Raw genomic sequence first — 19,384 nt, 5'->3', positions numbered from 1 at the left:
TGGCGATAACGTGTCGATCACCGTGAAGCTGATCAACCCCATCGCCATGGAAGAAGGCCTGCGCTTCGCTATCCGCGAAGGCGGCCGCACCGTGGGCGCCGGCGTTGTTGCCAAGATCATTGAGTAAGTCAAGGATCGAAGGGGTATAGCTCAATTGGCAGAGCGTCGGTCTCCAAAACCGAAGGTTGTAGGTTCGATTCCTACTGCCCCTGCCACTTGCAGGTGGTAAAAGCAGGCCCGCCCACTCTGGCGGGCTTCAGTGTCTTGTATGGCGCTGATTAAACAGGTGAAATTAATCTATGGCGACTTCCCAGGTTGAGACGGTCACGAACGGCGTAGACAAGGCAAAGCTGTTTGCGGCGGTTGCGACTGTTCTTGCTTCAATCGCTGGTTTCTATGCGTTGGGCAAACAAGGGCCTCTTATTCAGTGGGGCGTCTTGCTGCTTGGTCTGGCGCTGGCTGTAGCGCTTTTTTTGGTGTCTGAGCACGGCCGGCAGTTCATAGGTTTTGCTCGCGATGCGTGGCGCGAAGTTAAGAAAGTTGTCTGGCCGACTCGCAAGGAAACGCTGCAGATGACGGGCTACGTGTTCGCATTTGTGGTGGTTATGGCGTTGTTTCTCTGGTTCACCGACAAAACCCTGGAATGGGTTTTGTACGACTTGATCCTGGGTTGGAGGAAGTGATGGTGGATACCGTGAATGCTGATGGTGTTCAGCCTCCTGCGGAAACTCCCGCAAATCCCGATCTGCGTTGGTACATTGTGCATGCCTATTCGGGCATGGAAAAAGCGGTAGAGCGCAATATCCAGGAGCGCATTGCCCGTGCGGGGATGCAAGACAAGTTTGGACGCATTCTTGTGCCCACCGAAGAGGTGGTTGAGATGAAGAACGGCCAGCGCAAAACTACCGAGCGCCGGTTGTTTCCTGGTTATGTGTTTGTTGAAATGATCATGGACGACGACACCTGGCACCTGGTCAAGCACACCAGTAAAGTGACAGGATTTGTTGGGGGTGTGAAGAACCGCCCTGCGCCTATCTCTGAGGATGAGGTTCAGAAGATCGTGAGCCAGATGCAGCAGGGCACTGAGAAGCCTCGTCACAAAATTGAGTTCATGGTTGGTGAATTGGTGCGGGTGAAGGAGGGGCCGTTCAACGACTTCAATGGTTCCGTGGAAGAAGTGAACTACGAAAAAAATCGTCTGCGCGTTTCCGTGATGATTTTTGGCCGCTCCACCCCCGTAGAGTTGGAGTTCAGTCAGGTCGAAAAGACCTGATTGACTTATTGAATCTGTCGCACTTTTTTCGGCTCGGTGCGATTGAAAGAAAAGAGTCGGTAACCAGGGGAGCCTGATAGACAAATTAGGCGTTATCACCCGCAAGGAGCAAATATGGCGAAGAAAATCGTCGGCTTCATCAAGCTGCAAGTGCCAGCTGGTAAGGCCAATCCCTCTCCCCCGATTGGTCCCGCACTGGGCCAGCGTGGTCTCAACATCATGGAATTCTGCAAGGCGTTCAACGCGCAGACCCAAGGTGTCGAGCCAGGTCTGCCGTTGCCCGTGGTGATCACGGCATTTGCAGACAAGAGCTTCACGTTCATCATCAAGACGCCCCCGGCTACCACTTTGATCAAGAAGGCGATCAAACTGGAGAAAGGCTCTTCTAACGCCCTGAGTGCCAAGGTTGGCAAGATCACCCGCGAACAGCTGGAAGAAATCGCCAAGACCAAGATGAAGGACATGAATGCTGCCAGTGTTGATGCTGCAGTGCGCACGCTGGCTGGTTCCGCTCGCTCCATGGGCGTGACGGTGGAGGGTCTGTAAATGGCAAAGCTGACAAAGAAGCAAAAAGCCCTGCAAGGCAAGGTGGACTCCACCAAGCTGTATCCCTTTGCCGAAGCACTGGCTCTGGTGAAGGAAGCGGCAACGGCCAAGTTTGACGAGTCCATCGATGTGGCGGTGCAACTCGGCGTCGATGCCAAGAAGTCCGACCAGGTGGTTCGTGGAGCCGTGGTGCTGCCGAATGGCACGGGCAAGACCAAGCGCGTGGCAGTTTTCGCTCAAGGCGCCAAGGCAGAAGAAGCCAAGGCCGCGGGTGCGGACATTGTCGGCATGGACGACCTGGCAGCTCAGGTCAAGGCCGGTGACATGCCTTTTGACGTGGTGATCGCTGCCCCTGATGCCATGCGCGTTGTGGGTACGCTGGGCCAGATCCTGGGCCCGCGCGGCCTGATGCCCAACCCCAAGGTGGGTACTGTGACTCCCGACGTCGCCACGGCTGTGAAGAACGCCAAGGCGGGTCAGGTGCAGTTCCGTGTGGACAAGGCAGGCATCGTGCACAGCACCATCGGTCGTCGTTCTTTCGACAACGACAAGCTGCAGGGCAACCTGGCTGCTCTGATCGAGGCGCTGAACAAGGCCAAGCCTGCGACCAGCAAGGGTGTTTATCTGCGCAAGGTGGCTGTGTCCTCTACCATGGGCGTAGGTGTCCGGGTGGATACGCAATCCATCTCGGCGTAATTGCGAAATCTTCAGATTCGCCAGAAACGGCGGATCTGATGTGGTGGGCTGCCGGTTCTCTTTCGGGCTGGCAGGTCATCCGAGACCGTTGGCGTGCAGCTTGCACTTAAACCTCTGGGGCCAACGCAGATGGCGATCCCGCTGCAGATGGAATAGTGGTTCCTAAACAGTTGGTCGCTGCAACAAGAGCGCGCACAAAGGCTTGCCCGATGTGCGCATATGAAGGAGTAGACCTTGAGTCTTAATCGCAGTGAGAAAGAAGCGGTCATCAACGAAGTGACCAGCCTCGCCGCAAAAGCTCAAACGCTCGTGATCGCGGAGTACCGTGGCATCACGGTGGCCGACATGACCAAACTGCGAGTCGAAGCGCGCAGCAAGGGTGTGAGCCTGAGTGTTCTGAAGAACACCCTGGCCCGCCGTGCTGTCGCTGGCAGCCAGTTTGACGTGGTGGCCGACCAGATGACCGGTCCCCTGATCTATGGCTTCTCCGAAGACGCCGTGGCCGCTGCCAAAGTGGTGGCCGATTTCGCGAAGACCAACGACAAGCTGGTGATTCGCGGTGGCGCTTTCGCGGGCAAAGCCCTGGACGTGAACGGCGTGAAGCAACTGGCCAACATCCCTTCCAAGGAAGTGTTGCTGGCTCAGTTGTGTGGCTTGCTGATGTCGCCTATCTCCCGCACCGCTGTGGTGCTGGGTGCCCTGGCGACCAAAAAAGGCGAAGGCGAGCCTGCAGCTGCCTGAGGCAGTGGCGCAGACGACCCCCCTGTAAACCAATTGTTAGGAAATCAAAATGGCATTCGATAAAGACGCATTTTTGACCGCGCTGGACAGCATGACGGTCATGGAACTCAATGACCTGGTGAAGGCCATTGAAGAGAAGTTTGGCGTGAGCGCTGCCGCTATGGCCGCGCCTGCTGCGGCCGGTGGCGGCGGTGCTGCCGCTGCTGCGGAAGAAAAGACCGAGTTCAACGTGGTTCTGTCTGAAGCCGGCGCCAACAAGGTTGCCGTCATCAAGGCCGTGCGCGAAATCACCGGTCTGGGCCTCAAGGAAGCCAAGGACCTGGTGGACGGCGCTCCCAAGAACGTCAAGGAAGGCATTGCCAAGGCCGACGCCGAAGCCGCAGTCAAGAAGCTGGTGGAAGCCGGCGCCAAGGCAGAACTCAAGTAATTGGTTCTGTCTCATGGGCTGGAGGTCTTGCAAAAAGGCCTCCAGCCTTTGGTGCTTATGGGCAGATGCTCGCAGAGCGCACCAGAAAACCGGCTCAGGGCTGGTTTCCCCGAGGTCAAGAGCCGAGGAAAAATACCTGAGCCGGGTTTCTAGTGTCTTCTGATCCAGCCGACAGCAGAAGACGCCTTGGTCCGGGCGATGTGCAACGCGTCGCCGTCCGCCATGGTTGGTAGTGGCCAACCGCCAAGCCTGCAGGGATGCGCCCTTGCGGGGCAGTAGTCGAAGACCTTATTTCATGTCTTTGCCCGGAGATCTCATGGCACAAACATCCACGTACAGCTACACCGAACGCAAGCGGATTCGCAAGAGTTTCGGTAGCCGCGACAGCGTGCTCACAGTCCCCTATCTGCTGCAGATGCAGCGGGATGCCTATACAGCCTTCCTGCAGGCAGATACGGCCCCTCAGAAACGCAACATCGAGGGTTTGCAGGCGGCCTTCAACTCGGCGTTTCCTATCGTCTCCCACAATGGTTTTGTGGAGATGAAGTTCGTTGAGTACAACCTTGCCAAGCCTGCATTCGACGTGCGCGAGTGCCAGACCCGTGGCCTGACGTTCGCCTCTGCCGTGCGCGCCAAGGTGCAGTTGATCATCTATGACCGCGAGTCTTCGACATCGCAGTCCAAGGTGGTCAAGGAAGTGAAGGAGCAAGAGGTCTACATGGGTGAAGTGCCCCTGATGACCGACAAGGGCTCGTTCATCATCAACGGCACGGAGCGCGTGATCGTCTCCCAGCTGCACCGCTCGCCCGGTGTGTTCTTCGAGCATGACAAGGGCAAGACCCATAGCTCGGGCAAGCTGCTGTTCTCGGCGCGCATCATCCCCTACCGCGGCTCGTGGCTGGATTTTGAGTTCGATCCGAAGGACATTCTGTACTTCCGCGTTGACCGCCGCCGCAAGATGCCGGTCACCATCCTGCTCAAGGCCATTGGCCTGAACCCCGAATCGATCCTGGCGAACTTCTTCGTCAACGACAACTTCCGCCTGATGGACAGTGGCGCGCAACTCGAGTTTGTGCCCGAGCGCCTGCGCGGCGAAGTGGCCCGCTTCGACATCACCGACAAGTCGGGCAAGGTGATCGTGGCCAAGGACAAGCGCGTCACGGCCCGCCACACGCGCGAGCTGGAGCAGTCCGGCACCACGCACATCAGCGTGCCCGAAGACTTCCTGATCGGCCGCGTGGTGGCCCGCAACATCGTCGATGGCGACACCGGTGAAATCCTGGCCAAGGCCAACGACGAGCTGACCGAGGCGCTGCTCAAGAAGCTGCGCTCGGCCGGTGTGCAGGATCTGCAGGTCATCTATACCAACGAACTCGACCAGGGCGCCTACATTTCGCAGACCCTGCGCATCGACGAAACGGTGGACGAGTTCGCCGCACGGGTGGCCATTTACCGCATGATGCGCCCCGGCGAGCCGCCGACCGAAGACGCCGTGCAGGCACTGTTCCAGCGCCTGTTCTACAACCCCGACACCTACGACCTGTCGCGCGTGGGCCGCATGAAGTTCAACGCCAAGATTGGCCGCGAAGAATCGACTGGCCCCATGGTGCTGTCCAACGAGGACATTCTGGCCGTCGTCAAGATTCTGGTGGATCTGCGCAACGGCAAGGGCGAGGTCGATGACATCGACCACCTGGGCAACCGCCGCGTGCGTTGCGTGGGCGAGCTGGCCGAGAACCAGTACCGCACCGGTCTGGCACGCATCGAGAAGGCCGTGAAGGAGCGTCTGGGCCAGGCCGAGCAAGAGCCGCTGATGCCGCACGACCTGATCAACTCCAAGCCTATTTCCGCGGCACTGAAGGAGTTCTTTGGCGCGTCCCAGCTGTCGCAGTTCATGGACCAGACCAACCCGCTGGCCGAGATCACCCACAAGCGCCGCGTGTCGGCCCTGGGCCCGGGCGGTCTGACCCGCGAGCGTGCCGGCTTCGAAGTGCGCGACGTGCACGTCACCCACTACGGCCGCGTCTGCCCGATCGAAACGCCGGAAGGCCCCAACATCGGCCTGATCAACTCCCTGGCGCTGTACGCCCGCCTGAACGAGTACGGCTTCATCGAGACGCCGTACCGCCGCGTGGTGGACGGCAAGGTGACCAACGAGATCGATTACCTGTCTGCTATCGAAGAAGGCAAGTACATCATCGCCCAGGCCAATGCGGCCCTGGACGCCGAAGGCCGCCTGACAGGTGACCTGGTGTCGGCGCGTGAAAAGGGCGAATCGACCCTGGTGTCCGCCGACCGCGTGCAATACATGGACGTGTCGCCTGCGCAGATCGTGTCGGTGGCCGCATCGCTGGTGCCCTTCCTGGAGCACGACGACGCGAACCGCGCGCTGATGGGCGCCAACATGTCGCGCCAGGCCGTGCCCGTGCTGCGCCCTGAAAAGCCCATGGTTGGCACCGGCATCGAGCGCGTGGCTGCCATTGACTCGGGCACCGTGGTTACGGCCACCCGCGGCGGTGTGGTGGACTATGTCGATGCCACCCGCATCGTGATCCGCGTCAACGACAACGAAGCCGTTGCTGGCGAAGTCGGCGTGGACATTTACAACCTGATCAAGTACCAGCGTTCCAACCAGAACACCAACATCCACCAGCGCCCCATCGTCAAGCGCGGTGACGTGCTGGCCAAGGGTGACGTGATCGCCGACGGCGCCTCGACCGATCTGGGCGAGATTGCCATCGGCCAGAACATGCTGATCGCCTTCATGCCCTGGAACGGCTACAACTTCGAGGACTCGATCCTGATCAGCGAGCGCGTGGTGGCCGAAGACCGCTACACCTCGATCCACATCGAAGAACTCGTGGTGATGGCGCGCGACACCAAGCTGGGCGCGGAAGAAATCACCCGCGACATCCCGAACCTGTCCGAGCAGCAGATCAACCGCCTGGACGAGTCCGGCATCATCTACGTGGGAGCCGAAGTGCAGCCCGGCGACACGCTGGTCGGCAAGGTCACGCCCAAGGGCGAGACAACACTGACGCCCGAAGAGAAGCTGCTGCGCGCCATCTTCGGCGAGAAGGCGTCCGACGTGAAGGACACCTCGCTGCGCGTGGACCAGGGTTCGTCGGGCACCGTGATCGACGTGCAGGTCTTCACCCGTGAAGGCATCCAGCGCGACAAGCGCGCCCAGCAGATCATCGACGACGAACTCAAGCGCTTCCGTCTGGACCTGAACGACCAGCTGCGCATCGTCGAGGCCGATGCCTTCGACCGTATCGAGAAGCTGCTGGTGGGCAAGAAAGCCAACGGCGGCCCGCAAAAGCTGGCCAAGGGTTCCACGATCGACAAGGAATACCTGGACAACGTGGAGAAGTTCCACTGGTTCGACATCCGTCCCGCCGACGAGGCCGTGGCCGCGCAGCTTGAATCCATGAAGAACGCCATGGAGCAGACGCGCCACAGCTTCGACCTGGCGTTTGAAGAAAAGCGCAAGAAGCTCACGCAAGGCGACGAGCTGCCCGCGGGCGTGCTCAAGATGGTCAAGGTCTATCTGGCCGTCAAGCGCCGCCTGCAGCCTGGCGACAAGATGGCCGGCCGCCACGGTAACAAGGGTGTGGTCTCCAAGATCGTGCCGGTCGAGGACATGCCATACATGGCCGACGGCACACCTGCCGACATCGTGTTGAACCCGTTGGGCGTGCCTTCGCGCATGAACATCGGGCAGGTGCTGGAAGTCCACCTGGGTTGGGCCGGCAAGGGCCTGGGCCAGCGCATCGGCAACATGCTGCAGCAACAGGCCAAGGTGGCAGAGCTGCGCAAGTTCATCGAAGAGGTTTACAACTCGCGCGGCCGCAAGGAAGACCTGGCGCAGCTCAGCGACGACGAGATCGTGTCCATGGCGCGCGAGCTCAGCAACGGCGTGCCGTTTGCTTCGCCCGTGTTTGATGGCGCGTCCGAAGCCGAGATCAAGGACATGCTCAAGCTGGCCTACCCGGACGATCTGGCCAAGGCCAAGGGCCTGACCGAAACGCGCACCCAGGCCTATCTGTACGACGGCCGCACGGGCGAGCGCTTCGAGCGCCCGACCACCATCGGCTACATGCACTACCTGAAGCTGCACCACCTGGTCGATGACAAGATGCACGCGCGCTCTACCGGCCCGTACTCGCTGGTCACGCAGCAGCCGCTGGGCGGCAAGGCCCAGTTTGGTGGTCAGCGCTTCGGTGAGATGGAAGTGTGGGCGCTGGAAGCCTACGGCGCCGCCTACGTGCTGCAGGAAATGCTGACGGTGAAGTCCGACGACGTGCAAGGCCGTACCAAGGTGTACGAGAGCATCGTCAAGGGCGAACATGCGATCGAGGCCGGCATGCCGGAATCGTTCAACGTGCTGGTCAAGGAAATCCGCTCCCTGGGCCTGGACATCGAACTCGAGCGCTCTTAATTTAAGAAGGATAGGTTCACATGAAATCGCTACTCGACCTGTTCAAGCAATTCACGCCGGATGAGCATTTCGATGCCATCAAGATCGGCATGGCTTCGCCCGAGAAGATCCGTTCGTGGTCTTTCGGTGAGGTGAAGAAGCCCGAGACCATCAACTACCGCACGTTCAAGCCCGAGCGCGACGGCCTGTTCTGCGCCAAGATTTTCGGCCCCATCAAGGACTACGAGTGCCTGTGCGGTAAGTACAAGCGCCTCAAGCACCGCGGCGTGATCTGCGAGAAGTGCGGCGTTGAAGTCACGCAGACCAAAGTGCGCCGCGAGCGCATGGGCCATATCGACCTGGCCGCGCCCTGCGCCCACATCTGGTTCCTCAAGTCCCTGCCGTCGCGCCTGGGCCTGGTGCTGGACATGACGCTGCGCGACATCGAGCGCGTGCTGTACTTTGAGGCCTATGTGGTCACTGATCCCGGCATGACCCCGCTGAAGAAGTTCAGCATCATGAGCGAGGACGACTACGACGCCAAGCGCAAGGAATATGGCGACGAGTTCGTCGCCAAGATGGGCGCCGAGGGCATCAAGGAGTTGCTGGAAGGCATCGACATCGAGATCGAGATCGAGAAGCTGCGTGGCGACCTTACCGGCTCTGAAGTCAAGGTCAAGAAGAACGCCAAGCGCCTGAAGGTGCTGGAGGCCTTCAAGAAGTCCGGCATCAAGCCCGAGTGGATGGTGCTGGACGTACTGCCCGTGCTGCCCCCGGACCTGCGTCCGCTGGTGCCGCTGGATGGCGGCCGCTTCGCCACGTCCGACCTGAACGACCTGTACCGCCGCGTCATCAACCGCAACAGCCGTCTGCGCCGCCTGCTTGAGCTGAAGGCGCCCGAGATCATCGCGCGCAACGAAAAGCGCATGCTGCAGGAAGCCGTGGACAGCCTGCTGGACAACGGCCGCCGCGGCAAGGCCATGACGGGCGCCAACAAGCGCGCCCTGAAGTCGCTGGCCGACATGATCAAGGGCAAGAGCGGCCGCTTCCGCCAGAACCTGCTGGGCAAGCGCGTGGACTACTCGGGCCGTTCGGTGATTACCGTGGGCCCCACGCTCAAGCTGCACCAGTGCGGTCTGCCCAAGCTGATGGCCCTGGAGCTGTTCAAGCCCTTCATCTTCTCGCGCCTCGAAGCCATGGGCATCGCCACCACTATCAAGGCGGCGAAGAAGGAAGTCGAATCCGGCACGCCGGTGGTGTGGGACATCCTGGAAGAGGTCATCAAAGAGCACCCGGTGATGCTCAACCGTGCGCCCACGCTGCACCGTCTGGGCATCCAGGCGTTCGAGCCCATCCTGATTGAAGGCAAGGCCATCCAGCTGCACCCGCTGGTCTGCGCCGCGTTCAACGCCGACTTTGACGGCGACCAGATGGCCGTGCACGTGCCGCTGTCCGTGGAGGCGCAGCTGGAAGCGCGCACGCTGATGCTGGCCTCCAACAACGTACTGTTCCCGGCTTCGGGCGAGCCCTCCATCGTGCCTTCGCAGGACGTGGTGCTGGGCCTGTACCACGCCACCCGCGACAAGATCAACGGCAAGGGCGAAGGCCTGGTGTTTGCCGACACCGGCGAAGTGCAGCGCGCGCTGGACGCTGGCGAGACCGAGCTGCACGCACGCATCACAGTGCGCCTGACCGAGTGGACGAAGAACAAGGCCACTGGCGAGTTCGAGCCCTCCACCGCGCTGGTTGAGACCACCGTGGGCCGTGCGCTGCTGTCGGAAATCCTGCCCAAGGGCCTGCCGTTTTCCAACATCAACAAGGCGCTGAAGAAGAAGGAAATCTCCAAGCTCATCAACGTCTCCTTCCGCAAGTGCGGCCTGAAGGAGACCGTGGTGTTTGCCGACAAGCTGCTGCAAAACGGCTTCCGTCTGGCCACCCGCGCGGGCTTTTCCGTGGCGATCGACGACATGCTGGTGCCGTCGCAGAAGGTGGAGATCCTGGCCCGCGCCGAAACCGAGGTCAAAGAGATCGAGCAGCAGTACGTCTCCGGTCTGGTGACTTCGGGCGAGCGCTACAACAAGGTGGTGGATATCTGGGGCAAGGCCGGCGACGACGTGTCCAAGGTGATGATGGATCAGCTCAAGGTGGAGAAAACCATCGACCGCCACGGCAAGGAAGTCAACCAGGAATCCTTCAACGCCATCTACATGATGGCCGACTCGGGCGCCCGCGGCTCTGCGGCGCAGATTCGCCAGCTGGCCGGCATGCGCGGCCTGATGGCCAAGCCTGACGGCTCCATCATCGAGACCCCCATCACGGCCAACTTCCGTGAAGGTCTGAACGTGCTGCAGTACTTCATCTCCACCCACGGTGCCCGCAAGGGCCTGGCGGATACGGCGCTGAAGACGGCCAACTCGGGTTACCTGACCCGTCGTCTGGTCGATGTGACGCAAGACCTGGTGGTGACCGAGGAAGACTGCGGCACTTCCAATGGTGCGCTGATGCGCGCCATCGTCGAGGGCGGTGAGGTGATCGAGTCGCTGCGCGACCGAATCCTGGGCCGTGTGGCGGCCGAAGACGTGCTGCACCCCGAAACCCGCGACGTGCTGGTGCCTGCCGGCCGCATGCTGGACGAGGACACGATCGAGGAGATCGAGGCCGTGGGCGTGGATGAGGTCAAGGTGCGCACCGCGCTGACCTGCGAGACCCGCTACGGCCTGTGCGCCAAGTGCTACGGCCGCGACCTGGGCCGCGGCGGTCTGATCAACTTTGGCGAAGCCGTGGGCGTGATTGCCGCGCAGTCGATCGGCGAGCCCGGCACGCAGCTGACCATGCGCACCTTCCACATCGGCGGTGCGGCGTCGCGCGCGGCGGTGGCGTCCAGCGTGGAGGCCAAGTCCAACGGCGTGATCGGCTTCAACGCAACGATGCGCTATGTGACCAATACCAAGGGAGAACTGGTGGTGATCGCGCGTTCGGGCGAGATCATCATCCAGGACGAACACGGCCGCGAGCGCGAGCGCCACAAGGTGCCGTACGGCGCGACGCTGACCGTCAAGGCCGACCAGCAGATCAAGGCCGGCACCATCCTGGCCAACTGGGACCCGCTGACGCGCCCGATCATCACCGAGTTTGCCGGTCAGGTGAAGTTCGAGAACGTCGAGGAAGGACTGACGGTGGCCAAGCAGGTGGACGAGGTCACCGGCCTGTCCACGCTGGTGGTGATCGACCCCAAGCGCCGCGGCTCTGCCAAGGTGGTGCGTCCGCAGGTCAAGCTGGTCGATGCCGAAGGCAAGGAAGTCAAGATCCCCGGCACCGACCATTCGGTGACCATCGGCTTCCAGGTGGGCGCGCTGATCCAGGTGCGCGACGGCCAGGACGTGGGCCCCGGCGAGGTGCTGGCGCGCATCCCGGTCGAAGGTCAGAAGACCCGCGACATTACCGGCGGTCTGCCGCGCGTGGCCGAGCTGTTCGAAGCCCGCAGCCCCAAGGACAAGGGCATGCTGGCCGAGATCACCGGCACCGTGTCCTTCGGCAAGGAAACCAAGGGCAAGGTGCGCCTGCAGATCACCGACCCGGACGGCAAGGTGTGGGACGAACTGGTGCCCAAGGAAAAGAACGTGCTGGTGCACGAAGGCCAGGTGGTCAACAAGGGCGAGCTGATCGTGGACGGCCCGGCCGACCCGCAGGACATCCTGCGTCTGCTGGGCATCGAAGAGCTGGCCCGCTACATCGTTGACGAAGTGCAGGACGTGTACCGACTGCAGGGCGTGAAGATCAACGACAAGCACATCGAGGTGATCGTGCGCCAGATGCTGCGCCGCGTCGTGGTCGAGAACCCGGGCGAGTCCACCTACATCGCTGGCGAGCAGGTCGAGCGCTCCGAGATCCTCAACACCAACGAGGCGCTGCAGGCCGAAGGCAAGATTCCTGCCACGTACTCCAACGTGCTGCTGGGCATCACCAAGGCGTCGCTGTCGACCGACTCGTTCATCTCCGCCGCGTCGTTCCAGGAAACCACGCGCGTGCTGACCGAGGCGGCGATCATGGGCAAGCGCGACGAGTTGCGCGGCCTGAAGGAAAACGTCATCGTGGGTCGCCTGATCCCGGCGGGCACGGGTCTGGCCTACCACCAGGCACGCAAGGTCAAGGACGCCATGGACGAGGCCGAGCGCCGCGCCATCGCCGAAGCCGAAGCGGCCGAGCTGGCCAGCGCTGACACCGCAGCCGCCGCCGAGATGGACGGCAGCTCCGACATGACGGACTGAAGCCGTCGCCAGATCCCGCTTGATCCATGCGGGTACTGAATGCTCCCGGCTTGCCAGTCTGGCAGGTCGGGAGTTTCTTTTTGTTGACTCCATCCGCCCAAGGCCAGGGCGGGCTGCGCAGCGCAGGCGCGCAGCATCGGCCGCACACATGTTGACCACCTGGATTCTTCTGGCGCTGCTGCTGTTTTGGGCGGTGGGCGCATACAACCGGCTCATCCGCCTGCGCTCTGCGGCGCTTCAGGCCTTTGGCGGTCTGGACACGCACATGGTGCGGTGGATTGCGCTGCTGGGCGAGTACGAGGCCGCGCGCGGCACGCCGCCGCCAGACGACTGTCACGCCGCGTTGCGCGCTGCCGCCACGCAGTTTGGCGCGTCGCTGGCCGTGGCGCGCGCGCGTCCGCTGGATGCCGGCACCGCCGACGCGCTGACGGCTGCTGCGCAGGTGCTGGAGACCGCGTGGCAGGCCGTAGTGCGACAGGCGACCCTGGCCGACGAGAACCCGGCCGCGCAGCGCGAGCCGACCGACACCACCGAGCCTCCCGCGCTGGCGCCCTGGGTGCAGCGGCGCGAGCAACTTGCGCAGCATGGCGCGCAGGCGCAGCAGGTGTTCAACGACGCGGTGGTGCAATACAACCAGGCGATTGCGCAGTTTCCGGCAAACCTGCTGGCCTGGCTGTTCGGCTTCAAGAAGGCGCAGACGCTATGAGTGCGCACCGACCTCCCTCTTCTGCAAACGTATCGCCAAAAACGCCCAGGCCGTCGTCGCCAGGGCGTGCATCGGCGGCGTTGTGCCGATTGCTGGACGCCACCGTCGCCGCCCTGCAGTCCATTCGCGCCGGACAATCGGGCACGGCAGCGCTGGATGCCGTGGAAGCCAGCCTGCGCCCCGGCGTGCAGGCGCTGTTGTTTCAGGCTCTGCGCAACCTGGGCCGCGCCCAGGCGCTGCGCCGCCAGCTGGCGCCGCGCAACCCGCCGCCGCGCGTGGATGCGCTGCTGTGCACCGCGCTGGCGCTGGCATGGGATCCGCAGACCGCGCCCTACGAGCCCTTCACCCTGGTCAACCAGGCGGTCGAGGCCGCCAAGCGCAACCCCGCGACGCGCGCCCAGGCATCGTTCATCAACGCCTGTTTGCGCCGCTTTCTGCGCGAGCGCCAGGCCCTGGTGGCGGCCACGGACAGTGACGACATGGCCGTCTGGAACCATCCCGCATGGTGGATCAGGCGCCTGCGCCAGGACCACCCGCAGCATTGGCAGCAGATTCTGCAGGCCAACAACGCGCACGCGCCCATGGTGCTGCGGGTTTCAAAGTCAAAAAGCACTCCAGCCCTTTATCAGCAAGCGCTAGACGCTATCAATATCGAATCAACCTTAGTGGGCGAGTGGGGCGTGGCGCTGCACCGCGCCGTGCCGGTGCAGCAGCTGCCGGGGTTTGCCGAGGGCGTCGTGTCGGTGCAGGACGCAGCCGCGCAGATGGCCGCACCGCTGCTGCTGCAGGGCCTGGATGCGCGCCAGCCGCTGCGCCTGCTGGATGCCTGTGCCGCGCCGGGCGGCAAGACGGCGCATCTGCTCGAATGGGCTGACGCGCTGCACGCGCCGTGGCAGGTCACCGCGCTGGAGGTGGACGCGGCCCGCGCCGCCCGCATCCACGACAACCTGCACCGGCTGGGCCTGAGCGCCCAGGTGCTGGTGGCCGATGCGGGCGCGCCCCAGGATTGGTGGCGCCAGCACTGCGGCGGCGAGCTGTTTGATGCCATCTTGCTGGACGCGCCCTGCACTGCGTCGGGCATCGTGCGCCGCCACCCTGACGTGCGCTGGCTGCGCCGGGAAACCGACGTGGCGCAGCTGGCCGCGCTGCAGGCGCGCCTGCTGGCCGCCCTGTGGCCGCTGCTGCGCCCGGGCGGCCGCCTGCTGTACTGCACCTGCTCGGTGTTTCGCGCAGAAGGCGATGCGCAGGTCCAGGCGTTTCTTGCGCACAACACCGATGCGCAATTGCTGGCGTCCCCCGGCCACTTAATTCCCGGCAAGCCGGACAAGTCTGGTGCACTCCGGGACAATGGCCCGGGTGAGCACGACGGTTTCTTTTACGCACTTTTGCACAAGTCCACGGCCTGAGCGCTGCGCGCCGCAGGCGTGGCCGCGTTGCTGGCGGATGCTGGTCTGCCTTGTTGCACTGTGGCTGGGGGCTGCGGCGGCCCGCGCCCAGGGCTCCGGCGAGGTCACCAGCCTGCAGCTGGATCACACGCCTCAGGGCCTGTACCTGTCGGCCACGCTGCAGCTGGAATTGCCCGACCTGGTCGAAAGCGCCCTGTACAAGGGCATCTCGGTGAGCTTCGTCACCGAGGCCGAAGTCGTGCGCCAGCGCTGGTACTGGTATGACAAGACGGTCGCCCGGGCCACGCGCTATTTACGTCTGAGCTACCAGCCGCTCACGCGCCGCTGGCGGCTGGCGCAGTCGCCCACGGCCTTCGGGGCATCGGGCCTGGGAGTGTCGCTGGGCCAGAATTTCGACGAGCTGTCCGATGCCCTTGCCTCCATGCAGCGCATCTCCCGCTGGAAGATTGCCGATGAAGGCGAGGTGGAAGAAAACGCGCCCTACCTGGTGCACTTCCAGCTGCGGCTGGACATGTCGCAACTTCCGCGGCCGCTGCAGATCGGCGCCGTGGGCCGATCGGGCTGGAACATGGTGCTGACGCGCAGCCTGCGCCTGCCGGTGGACGAGGCCGCGCGATGAACACACCGCAACGCCCGGCAGGCTCCGCGCGCAGCGCCGAAAGCCGCGCCCGCGCCGTGCGCTGGGCGCTGGGTCTGGGCACCGGAGTGATGTGCGCCATCGGCCTGGTGCTGCTGTTCCTGCTGACGCAAGCCACCAACAATCGCGAGCTGTACGAGCGCAACTTCGGCTGGCTGCTGACGGTCAACGTCCTGGTGGCGCTGGTGCTGCTGGCGGTTCTGGTCTGGGGGGCGGTGCGGCTGGTGGTGCGCCTGCGGCGCGGGCGATTCGGCAGCCGGCTGCTGCTCAAGCTGGCGGGCATCTTCGGACTGGTGGGGGTGATACCGGGGTTGCTGATTTATGTGGTGTCCTACCAGTTTGTCTCACGGTCGATTGAAAGCTGGTTCGACGTCAAGGTTGAAGGCGCGCTGTCTGCGGGCGTGAACCTGGCGCGTGTCACACTGGACACCATTGCCAGCGACCTGGCCAACAAGACGCGCACTGCCAGCACCCAGCTGGCACAGGTGCACGATGCGGCGGCAGGTGTCGCCCTGGAGCGCATGCGCGATCAGTTGGGCGCTACCGACATCGTGCTGTGGAACTCCGTAGGCCAGCCTGTGGCCAGCGCCGGGCAGTCGCGCTACATCCTCAACCCCGAGCGTCCCAGTGCGCAGCAGTTTCGCCTCGCGCGCCAGGAGCGCATCAGCTACCAGATCGAGGGACTGGATGACATCAGCCACAGCCAGGCCAGCGCGAACGCGCGCGTGCGCACGCTGGTGCTGGTGGCCAACCCCGGCGTGGGCCTGCTGGCCGAGCCGCGCTATGTGCAGGCCACGCTGCCTCTGCCCCAGGCGCTGGTTGCCAACGCCATCGCGGTGCAGGAGGCCAACCGCGAGTACCAGGAGCGCGCCCTGGCGCGCGAGGGCCTGCGGCGCATGTACATCGGCACCTTGACGCTCAGCCTGTTTCTGGCCGTGTTTGGCGCGGTGCTGCTGGCCGTCGTGCTGGGCAACCAGCTGGCGCGCCCGCTGCTGGTGCTGGCCGATGGCGTGCGCGAGGTGGCGGCCGGCAACCTGCGCCCCAAGGCCGCACTGCAAACCCAGGATGAGCTGGGAGGGTTGACGCGCTCGTTCGCCCTCATGACGCAACAGCTGGCCGATGCGCGGGGTGCCGTCGAGCAAACCCTGAGCGAGCTGGACGCAGCGCGCGGCAACCTGCAGACCATCCAGGACAACCTGACCTCGGGAGTCATCGTGCTCGATGGGCAGGGCGTCATCCTGTCTTCCAACCCTGGCGCCACCCGCATCCTGCGCGCGCCCATGGCTGCTTACGAGGGAAAACCGTTTGCAGATGTTCCGGGGCTGGCAGAGTTTGCTGCCACCGTGCAGCGGCACTTCGACACCTTCCTGCACGACGGTGACCACCACGGGCTGGACCATTGGCAGCATCCGTTCGAGCTGCATGCCCTGGGCGGCGGCGTATCCGGGCAGGGCACCAGCCTGGTCGCCCGTGGCGCCGAGCTGCCAGACAGCACGCGCTTGCTGGTGTTTGACGACATTTCGGAGATCGTTTCTGCCCAGCGCGCTCAGGCCTGGGGCGAAGTGGCTCGGCGCCTGGCGCACGAGATCAAAAATCCGCTCACGCCCATACAACTGTCGGCGGAGCGGCTGGAGATCAAACTCACCGGCAAGTTGCCGGAGGCCGAGCAGGCCGTACTGGTCAAATCGGTCAAGACCATCGTTGACCAGGTAGACGCCATGAAGCGCCTGGTCAACGAGTTTCGCGACTATGCGCGGCTGCCTGCAGCCATCCTGCACCCGCTGAACCTCAACGCACTTCTCGCCGATGTGCTGCAGCTATACGGTCCGGAAACCGCCAGGGTGCCCGTGCAGGCCGAATTCGACGAACGTTGCCCGCCCATCAGCGGCGATGCCCAACAACTGCGCCAGGTGGTGCACAACCTTTTGCAAAACGCGCAGGACGCCACGCAACAGGCCGCCGAAAGCGCGGGCGCAACGCCTGCACCGGTGCGCATCAGCACGCGCTGGAGCGAGTCAGCGCAACGCGTGCGGCTCACGGTCACCGACTGCGGGCCAGGCTTTCCGCCGCACATCCTGCAACGGGCCTTCGAGCCCTACGTCACCACCAAGCCGCGCGGTACCGGCCTGGGCCTGGCCGTAGTGAAGAAAATCGCCGACGAACACCGTGCCCGGATCGACCTGACCAACCGCGTGGAGGATGGCGTGACGGTGGGGGCGCAAGTATCGCTATCATTCCCCCCTGAACCGACTGCGGCGCTCTAGCAACACCGCAGTGCGTGCAGTAAGGGTGCATCTACACACATGGCAAATATATTGGTGGTCGACGACGAACTGGGAATCCGGGACCTGTTGTCAGAAATTCTGAACGACGAGGGGCACAGCGTGGATCTTGCCGAGAACGCCACGCAGGCGCGCACGGCGCGCTTGTCCAACACTTACGACCTGGTGCTGCTGGACATCTGGATGCCGGACACCGACGGCGTCTCGCTACTCAAGGAATGGGCCACGGCCGGCACGCTCACCATGCCGGTCATCATGATGAGCGGGCACGCCACCATCGACACGGCCGTGGAGGCCACGCGCATCGGGGCGTTTTCCTTTCTTGAAAAGCCCATCACCATGCAAAAGCTGCTCAAGGCAGTGGAGCAAGGTCTGGCGCGCAGCACCCCGGGCTTGCAGCCAAAGCCGGCACAGGCGCTGGTCGCCACTGCGGTTGCCGGGCCGCAGCCGGGCGCTGAACCCACGGTCACCGATGCACCGCTTGCTGTCGCCAGCATGCCTGATGTTGATGCAGGCCCGTTGTCGCACCAAGACTTCAATCTCGATCGCCCCCTGCGGGAGGCGCGCGACAGCTTCGAGAAAGCCTATTTTGAATTTCACCTGGCCCGCGAAGGCGGCTCCATGACCCGCGTAGCCGAAAAAACGGGGTTGGAGCGCACCCACCTGTACCGCAAGCTGCGTCAACTGGGCGTGGATCTGGGGCGCAGCAAGCGCAACGGGTGATGCAGATAAATTTTGACGGTTTCGGAAATCGCTCTTTTTTCTGCATATAATCTCAAGCTTCGGCCCGGTAGCTCAGTCGGTAGAGCAGAGGATTGAAAATCCTTGTGTCGGCGGTTCGATTCCGTCCCAGGCCACCAGTTAAAGCCTTACAGGCGTTGAAAACCCTGCTATCTAATCAGTAGCAGGGTTTTTTCTTTTCCGGCCTGTGTAGCCACTGTGTAGCCAGCGGTACAGGGTTTTGCACCGTGTAGCCACACAGCGCCAGCAAGAAAACCGCACCACCTGGCAGGCATCGGCTGTGTTGCGGGCGGTTGTTGGAGCTGCTTTCGGGCTGTGTATGCGGTCAGCACCTGGTGCGACACGTCGGCCAGTCGCTGATGCCACCATCCCCGCCAGTGGGCGTATGGGAATGCCCCGTATCAGCCCGGCACTGCCCCCGCTGCGATGGCGGGAAGTCTTTGCGGCAACAGAAAAGCCCCACGGCGGTGCTTCGGTTTTGGCTTGGCGCTCGCCAAGTTAGTGCGCGCCAACAAACAACAGGCTGGAGATTCAGGAGAGCGCAGGATTCAAGCGTCTGCGCACCGCATGGATTCCAACCCCACCGGGCGTGCCTTTTCGCCCCGGTACAAAGCAAAAACCCGGCGCGCTGGCCGGGTTGCAGGGTTGCCGTGGTCACTTACCAATCCATCGGGTCATCGCTGTCCAACTCGCTGCGCTCCTGCGGCGCCCGTGCCTGCCACGCCTCATCCTTGGAGTGCTGGCCTGGTGCTGGCGAGTCTTGGTGCATGGCCTTGCGTTTTCTGTTGACGTGGTAGGCGGTCAGCACCTGATGCGCCACCATGTCCAGGCTGGGGCGGGTGTTGCCTTCCTTGTCAGTCCACACCTTCGGCGTCAGGCTGCCCGCCAAGGCCACGCTATCACCGTCCCCCAGCCCCAGCAGCGCGGCCACGGGTTCGTCGTCAAAGGCGATGACGTTCACAAACAGGCTCTCGCCGTCGCCAGCAGCGGCGCGCACCTTGGCAATGGCAAATGGCTTGCCCGTCTTGCTGATGCGTTGTGTGGGCTGCCCGTACAGTTTGCCGCCTACCAAGCCGTCAATCATGTCGCTGTCCTTTGCCCGTCGGGGCTGTCAATGCTTGCCGGTTCACAACTTGCTTTTGATTCTGGGGTGACGGCACCGCAGCGCAACCGGCACCGCCCACACTGGGCAAGCGGCTTGGCTCCTGAAAAAACTTGAAATTCAGAACCCACTCCCGCTG

At 63.2% G+C, this 19,384-nt stretch carries 14 protein-coding genes, 2 tRNA genes and 1 pseudogene; 16 read left to right on the top strand and 1 reads right to left on the bottom strand.

Features of this window, described 5'->3' with window-relative positions; genetic code table 11:
• From tuf to AB7E35_RS02870, 16 genes and pseudogenes are all read left to right on the top strand, one after another.
• Nucleotides 1-127, top strand: a pseudogene (tuf, locus tag AB7E35_RS02945) (elongation factor Tu); the annotation flags it as partial.
• A 12-nt stretch (nucleotides 128-139) separates the two neighbouring features.
• Nucleotides 140-215: transfer RNA gene (locus AB7E35_RS02940), tRNA-Trp, on the top strand.
• A gap of 84 nt (nucleotides 216-299) precedes the next feature.
• The gene (gene secE / locus AB7E35_RS02935; protein WP_428163102.1) at nucleotides 300-683 is read left to right on the top strand and encodes a preprotein translocase subunit SecE; all 384 of its coding nucleotides are present in this window, start codon (nucleotides 300-302) and stop codon (nucleotides 681-683) included.
• Nucleotides 683-1,273 (top strand): transcription termination/antitermination protein NusG, encoded by a 591-nt coding sequence (nusG, locus tag AB7E35_RS02930; protein WP_428163101.1) that lies wholly within the window; start codon nucleotides 683-685, stop codon nucleotides 1,271-1,273. Before secE ends, nusG begins: the two co-directional genes overlap by 1 nt.
• A 114-nt stretch (nucleotides 1,274-1,387) precedes the next feature.
• The gene (gene rplK, locus AB7E35_RS02925; RefSeq protein WP_428163100.1) at nucleotides 1,388-1,819 is read left to right on the top strand and encodes a 50S ribosomal protein L11; all 432 of its coding nucleotides are present in this window, start codon (nucleotides 1,388-1,390) and stop codon (nucleotides 1,817-1,819) included.
• The gene (rplA, locus tag AB7E35_RS02920) at nucleotides 1,820-2,515 is read left to right on the top strand and encodes a 50S ribosomal protein L1 (protein ID WP_428163099.1); all 696 of its coding nucleotides are present in this window, start codon (nucleotides 1,820-1,822) and stop codon (nucleotides 2,513-2,515) included.
• A gap of 234 nt (nucleotides 2,516-2,749) precedes the next feature.
• Nucleotides 2,750-3,256, top strand: coding sequence for a 50S ribosomal protein L10 (rplJ, locus tag AB7E35_RS02915; RefSeq protein WP_428163098.1), 507 nt, complete (start codon nucleotides 2,750-2,752; stop codon nucleotides 3,254-3,256).
• Between the two features lie 49 nt (nucleotides 3,257-3,305).
• Entirely contained in the window at nucleotides 3,306-3,683 is a 378-nt protein-coding gene (gene rplL / locus AB7E35_RS02910; RefSeq protein ID WP_428163097.1) for a 50S ribosomal protein L7/L12, read from the top strand.
• Between the two features lie 316 nt (nucleotides 3,684-3,999).
• Nucleotides 4,000-8,124, top strand: coding sequence for a DNA-directed RNA polymerase subunit beta (gene rpoB, locus AB7E35_RS02905; protein ID WP_428163096.1), 4,125 nt, complete (start codon nucleotides 4,000-4,002; stop codon nucleotides 8,122-8,124).
• 20 nt (nucleotides 8,125-8,144) lie between these two features.
• Nucleotides 8,145-12,371, top strand: coding sequence for a DNA-directed RNA polymerase subunit beta' (gene rpoC, locus AB7E35_RS02900; RefSeq protein WP_428163095.1), 4,227 nt, complete (start codon nucleotides 8,145-8,147; stop codon nucleotides 12,369-12,371).
• Nucleotides 12,372-12,519: 148 nt separating this feature from the next.
• On the top strand, nucleotides 12,520-13,077 hold the full coding sequence (locus AB7E35_RS02895) for a LemA family protein (RefSeq protein WP_428163094.1): 558 nt from the start codon (nucleotides 12,520-12,522) through the stop codon (nucleotides 13,075-13,077).
• On the top strand, nucleotides 13,074-14,483 hold the full coding sequence (rsmB, locus tag AB7E35_RS02890) for a 16S rRNA (cytosine(967)-C(5))-methyltransferase RsmB (RefSeq protein ID WP_428163093.1): 1,410 nt from the start codon (nucleotides 13,074-13,076) through the stop codon (nucleotides 14,481-14,483). Before AB7E35_RS02895 ends, rsmB begins: the two co-directional genes overlap by 4 nt.
• 37 nt (nucleotides 14,484-14,520) lie before the next feature.
• Nucleotides 14,521-15,102: a DUF4390 domain-containing protein gene (locus AB7E35_RS02885; RefSeq protein WP_428163092.1), complete on the top strand. Its 582-nt coding sequence runs from the start codon at nucleotides 14,521-14,523 to the stop codon at nucleotides 15,100-15,102.
• Entirely contained in the window at nucleotides 15,099-17,384 is a 2,286-nt protein-coding gene (locus AB7E35_RS02880; RefSeq protein ID WP_428163091.1) for an ATP-binding protein, read from the top strand. Before AB7E35_RS02885 ends, AB7E35_RS02880 begins: the two co-directional genes overlap by 4 nt.
• Nucleotides 17,385-17,423: 39 nt before the next feature.
• Nucleotides 17,424-18,125 (top strand): response regulator, encoded by a 702-nt coding sequence (locus AB7E35_RS02875; protein WP_428167041.1) that lies wholly within the window; start codon nucleotides 17,424-17,426, stop codon nucleotides 18,123-18,125.
• A 61-nt stretch (nucleotides 18,126-18,186) separates the two neighbouring features.
• A tRNA-Phe gene (locus AB7E35_RS02870) sits at nucleotides 18,187-18,262 on the top strand.
• 539 nt (nucleotides 18,263-18,801) lie between these two features.
• Here AB7E35_RS02870 and AB7E35_RS02865 read toward each other — a convergent pair.
• Nucleotides 18,802-19,227 carry a single-stranded DNA-binding protein gene (locus tag AB7E35_RS02865; protein WP_428163089.1) on the bottom strand — a complete coding sequence of 142 codons (426 nt, stop codon included), beginning with the start codon at nucleotides 19,225-19,227 and terminating at the stop codon, nucleotides 18,802-18,804.
• Nucleotides 19,228-19,384: the final 157 nt, after the last annotated feature.

Source organism: Diaphorobacter sp. (genome assembly GCF_050251835.1).
In the GTDB taxonomy this organism is placed as follows: Bacteria; Pseudomonadota; Gammaproteobacteria; order Burkholderiales; family Burkholderiaceae_C; genus JBFXIE01.
This window is presented reverse-complemented; position numbering and strand designations above follow the sequence as displayed.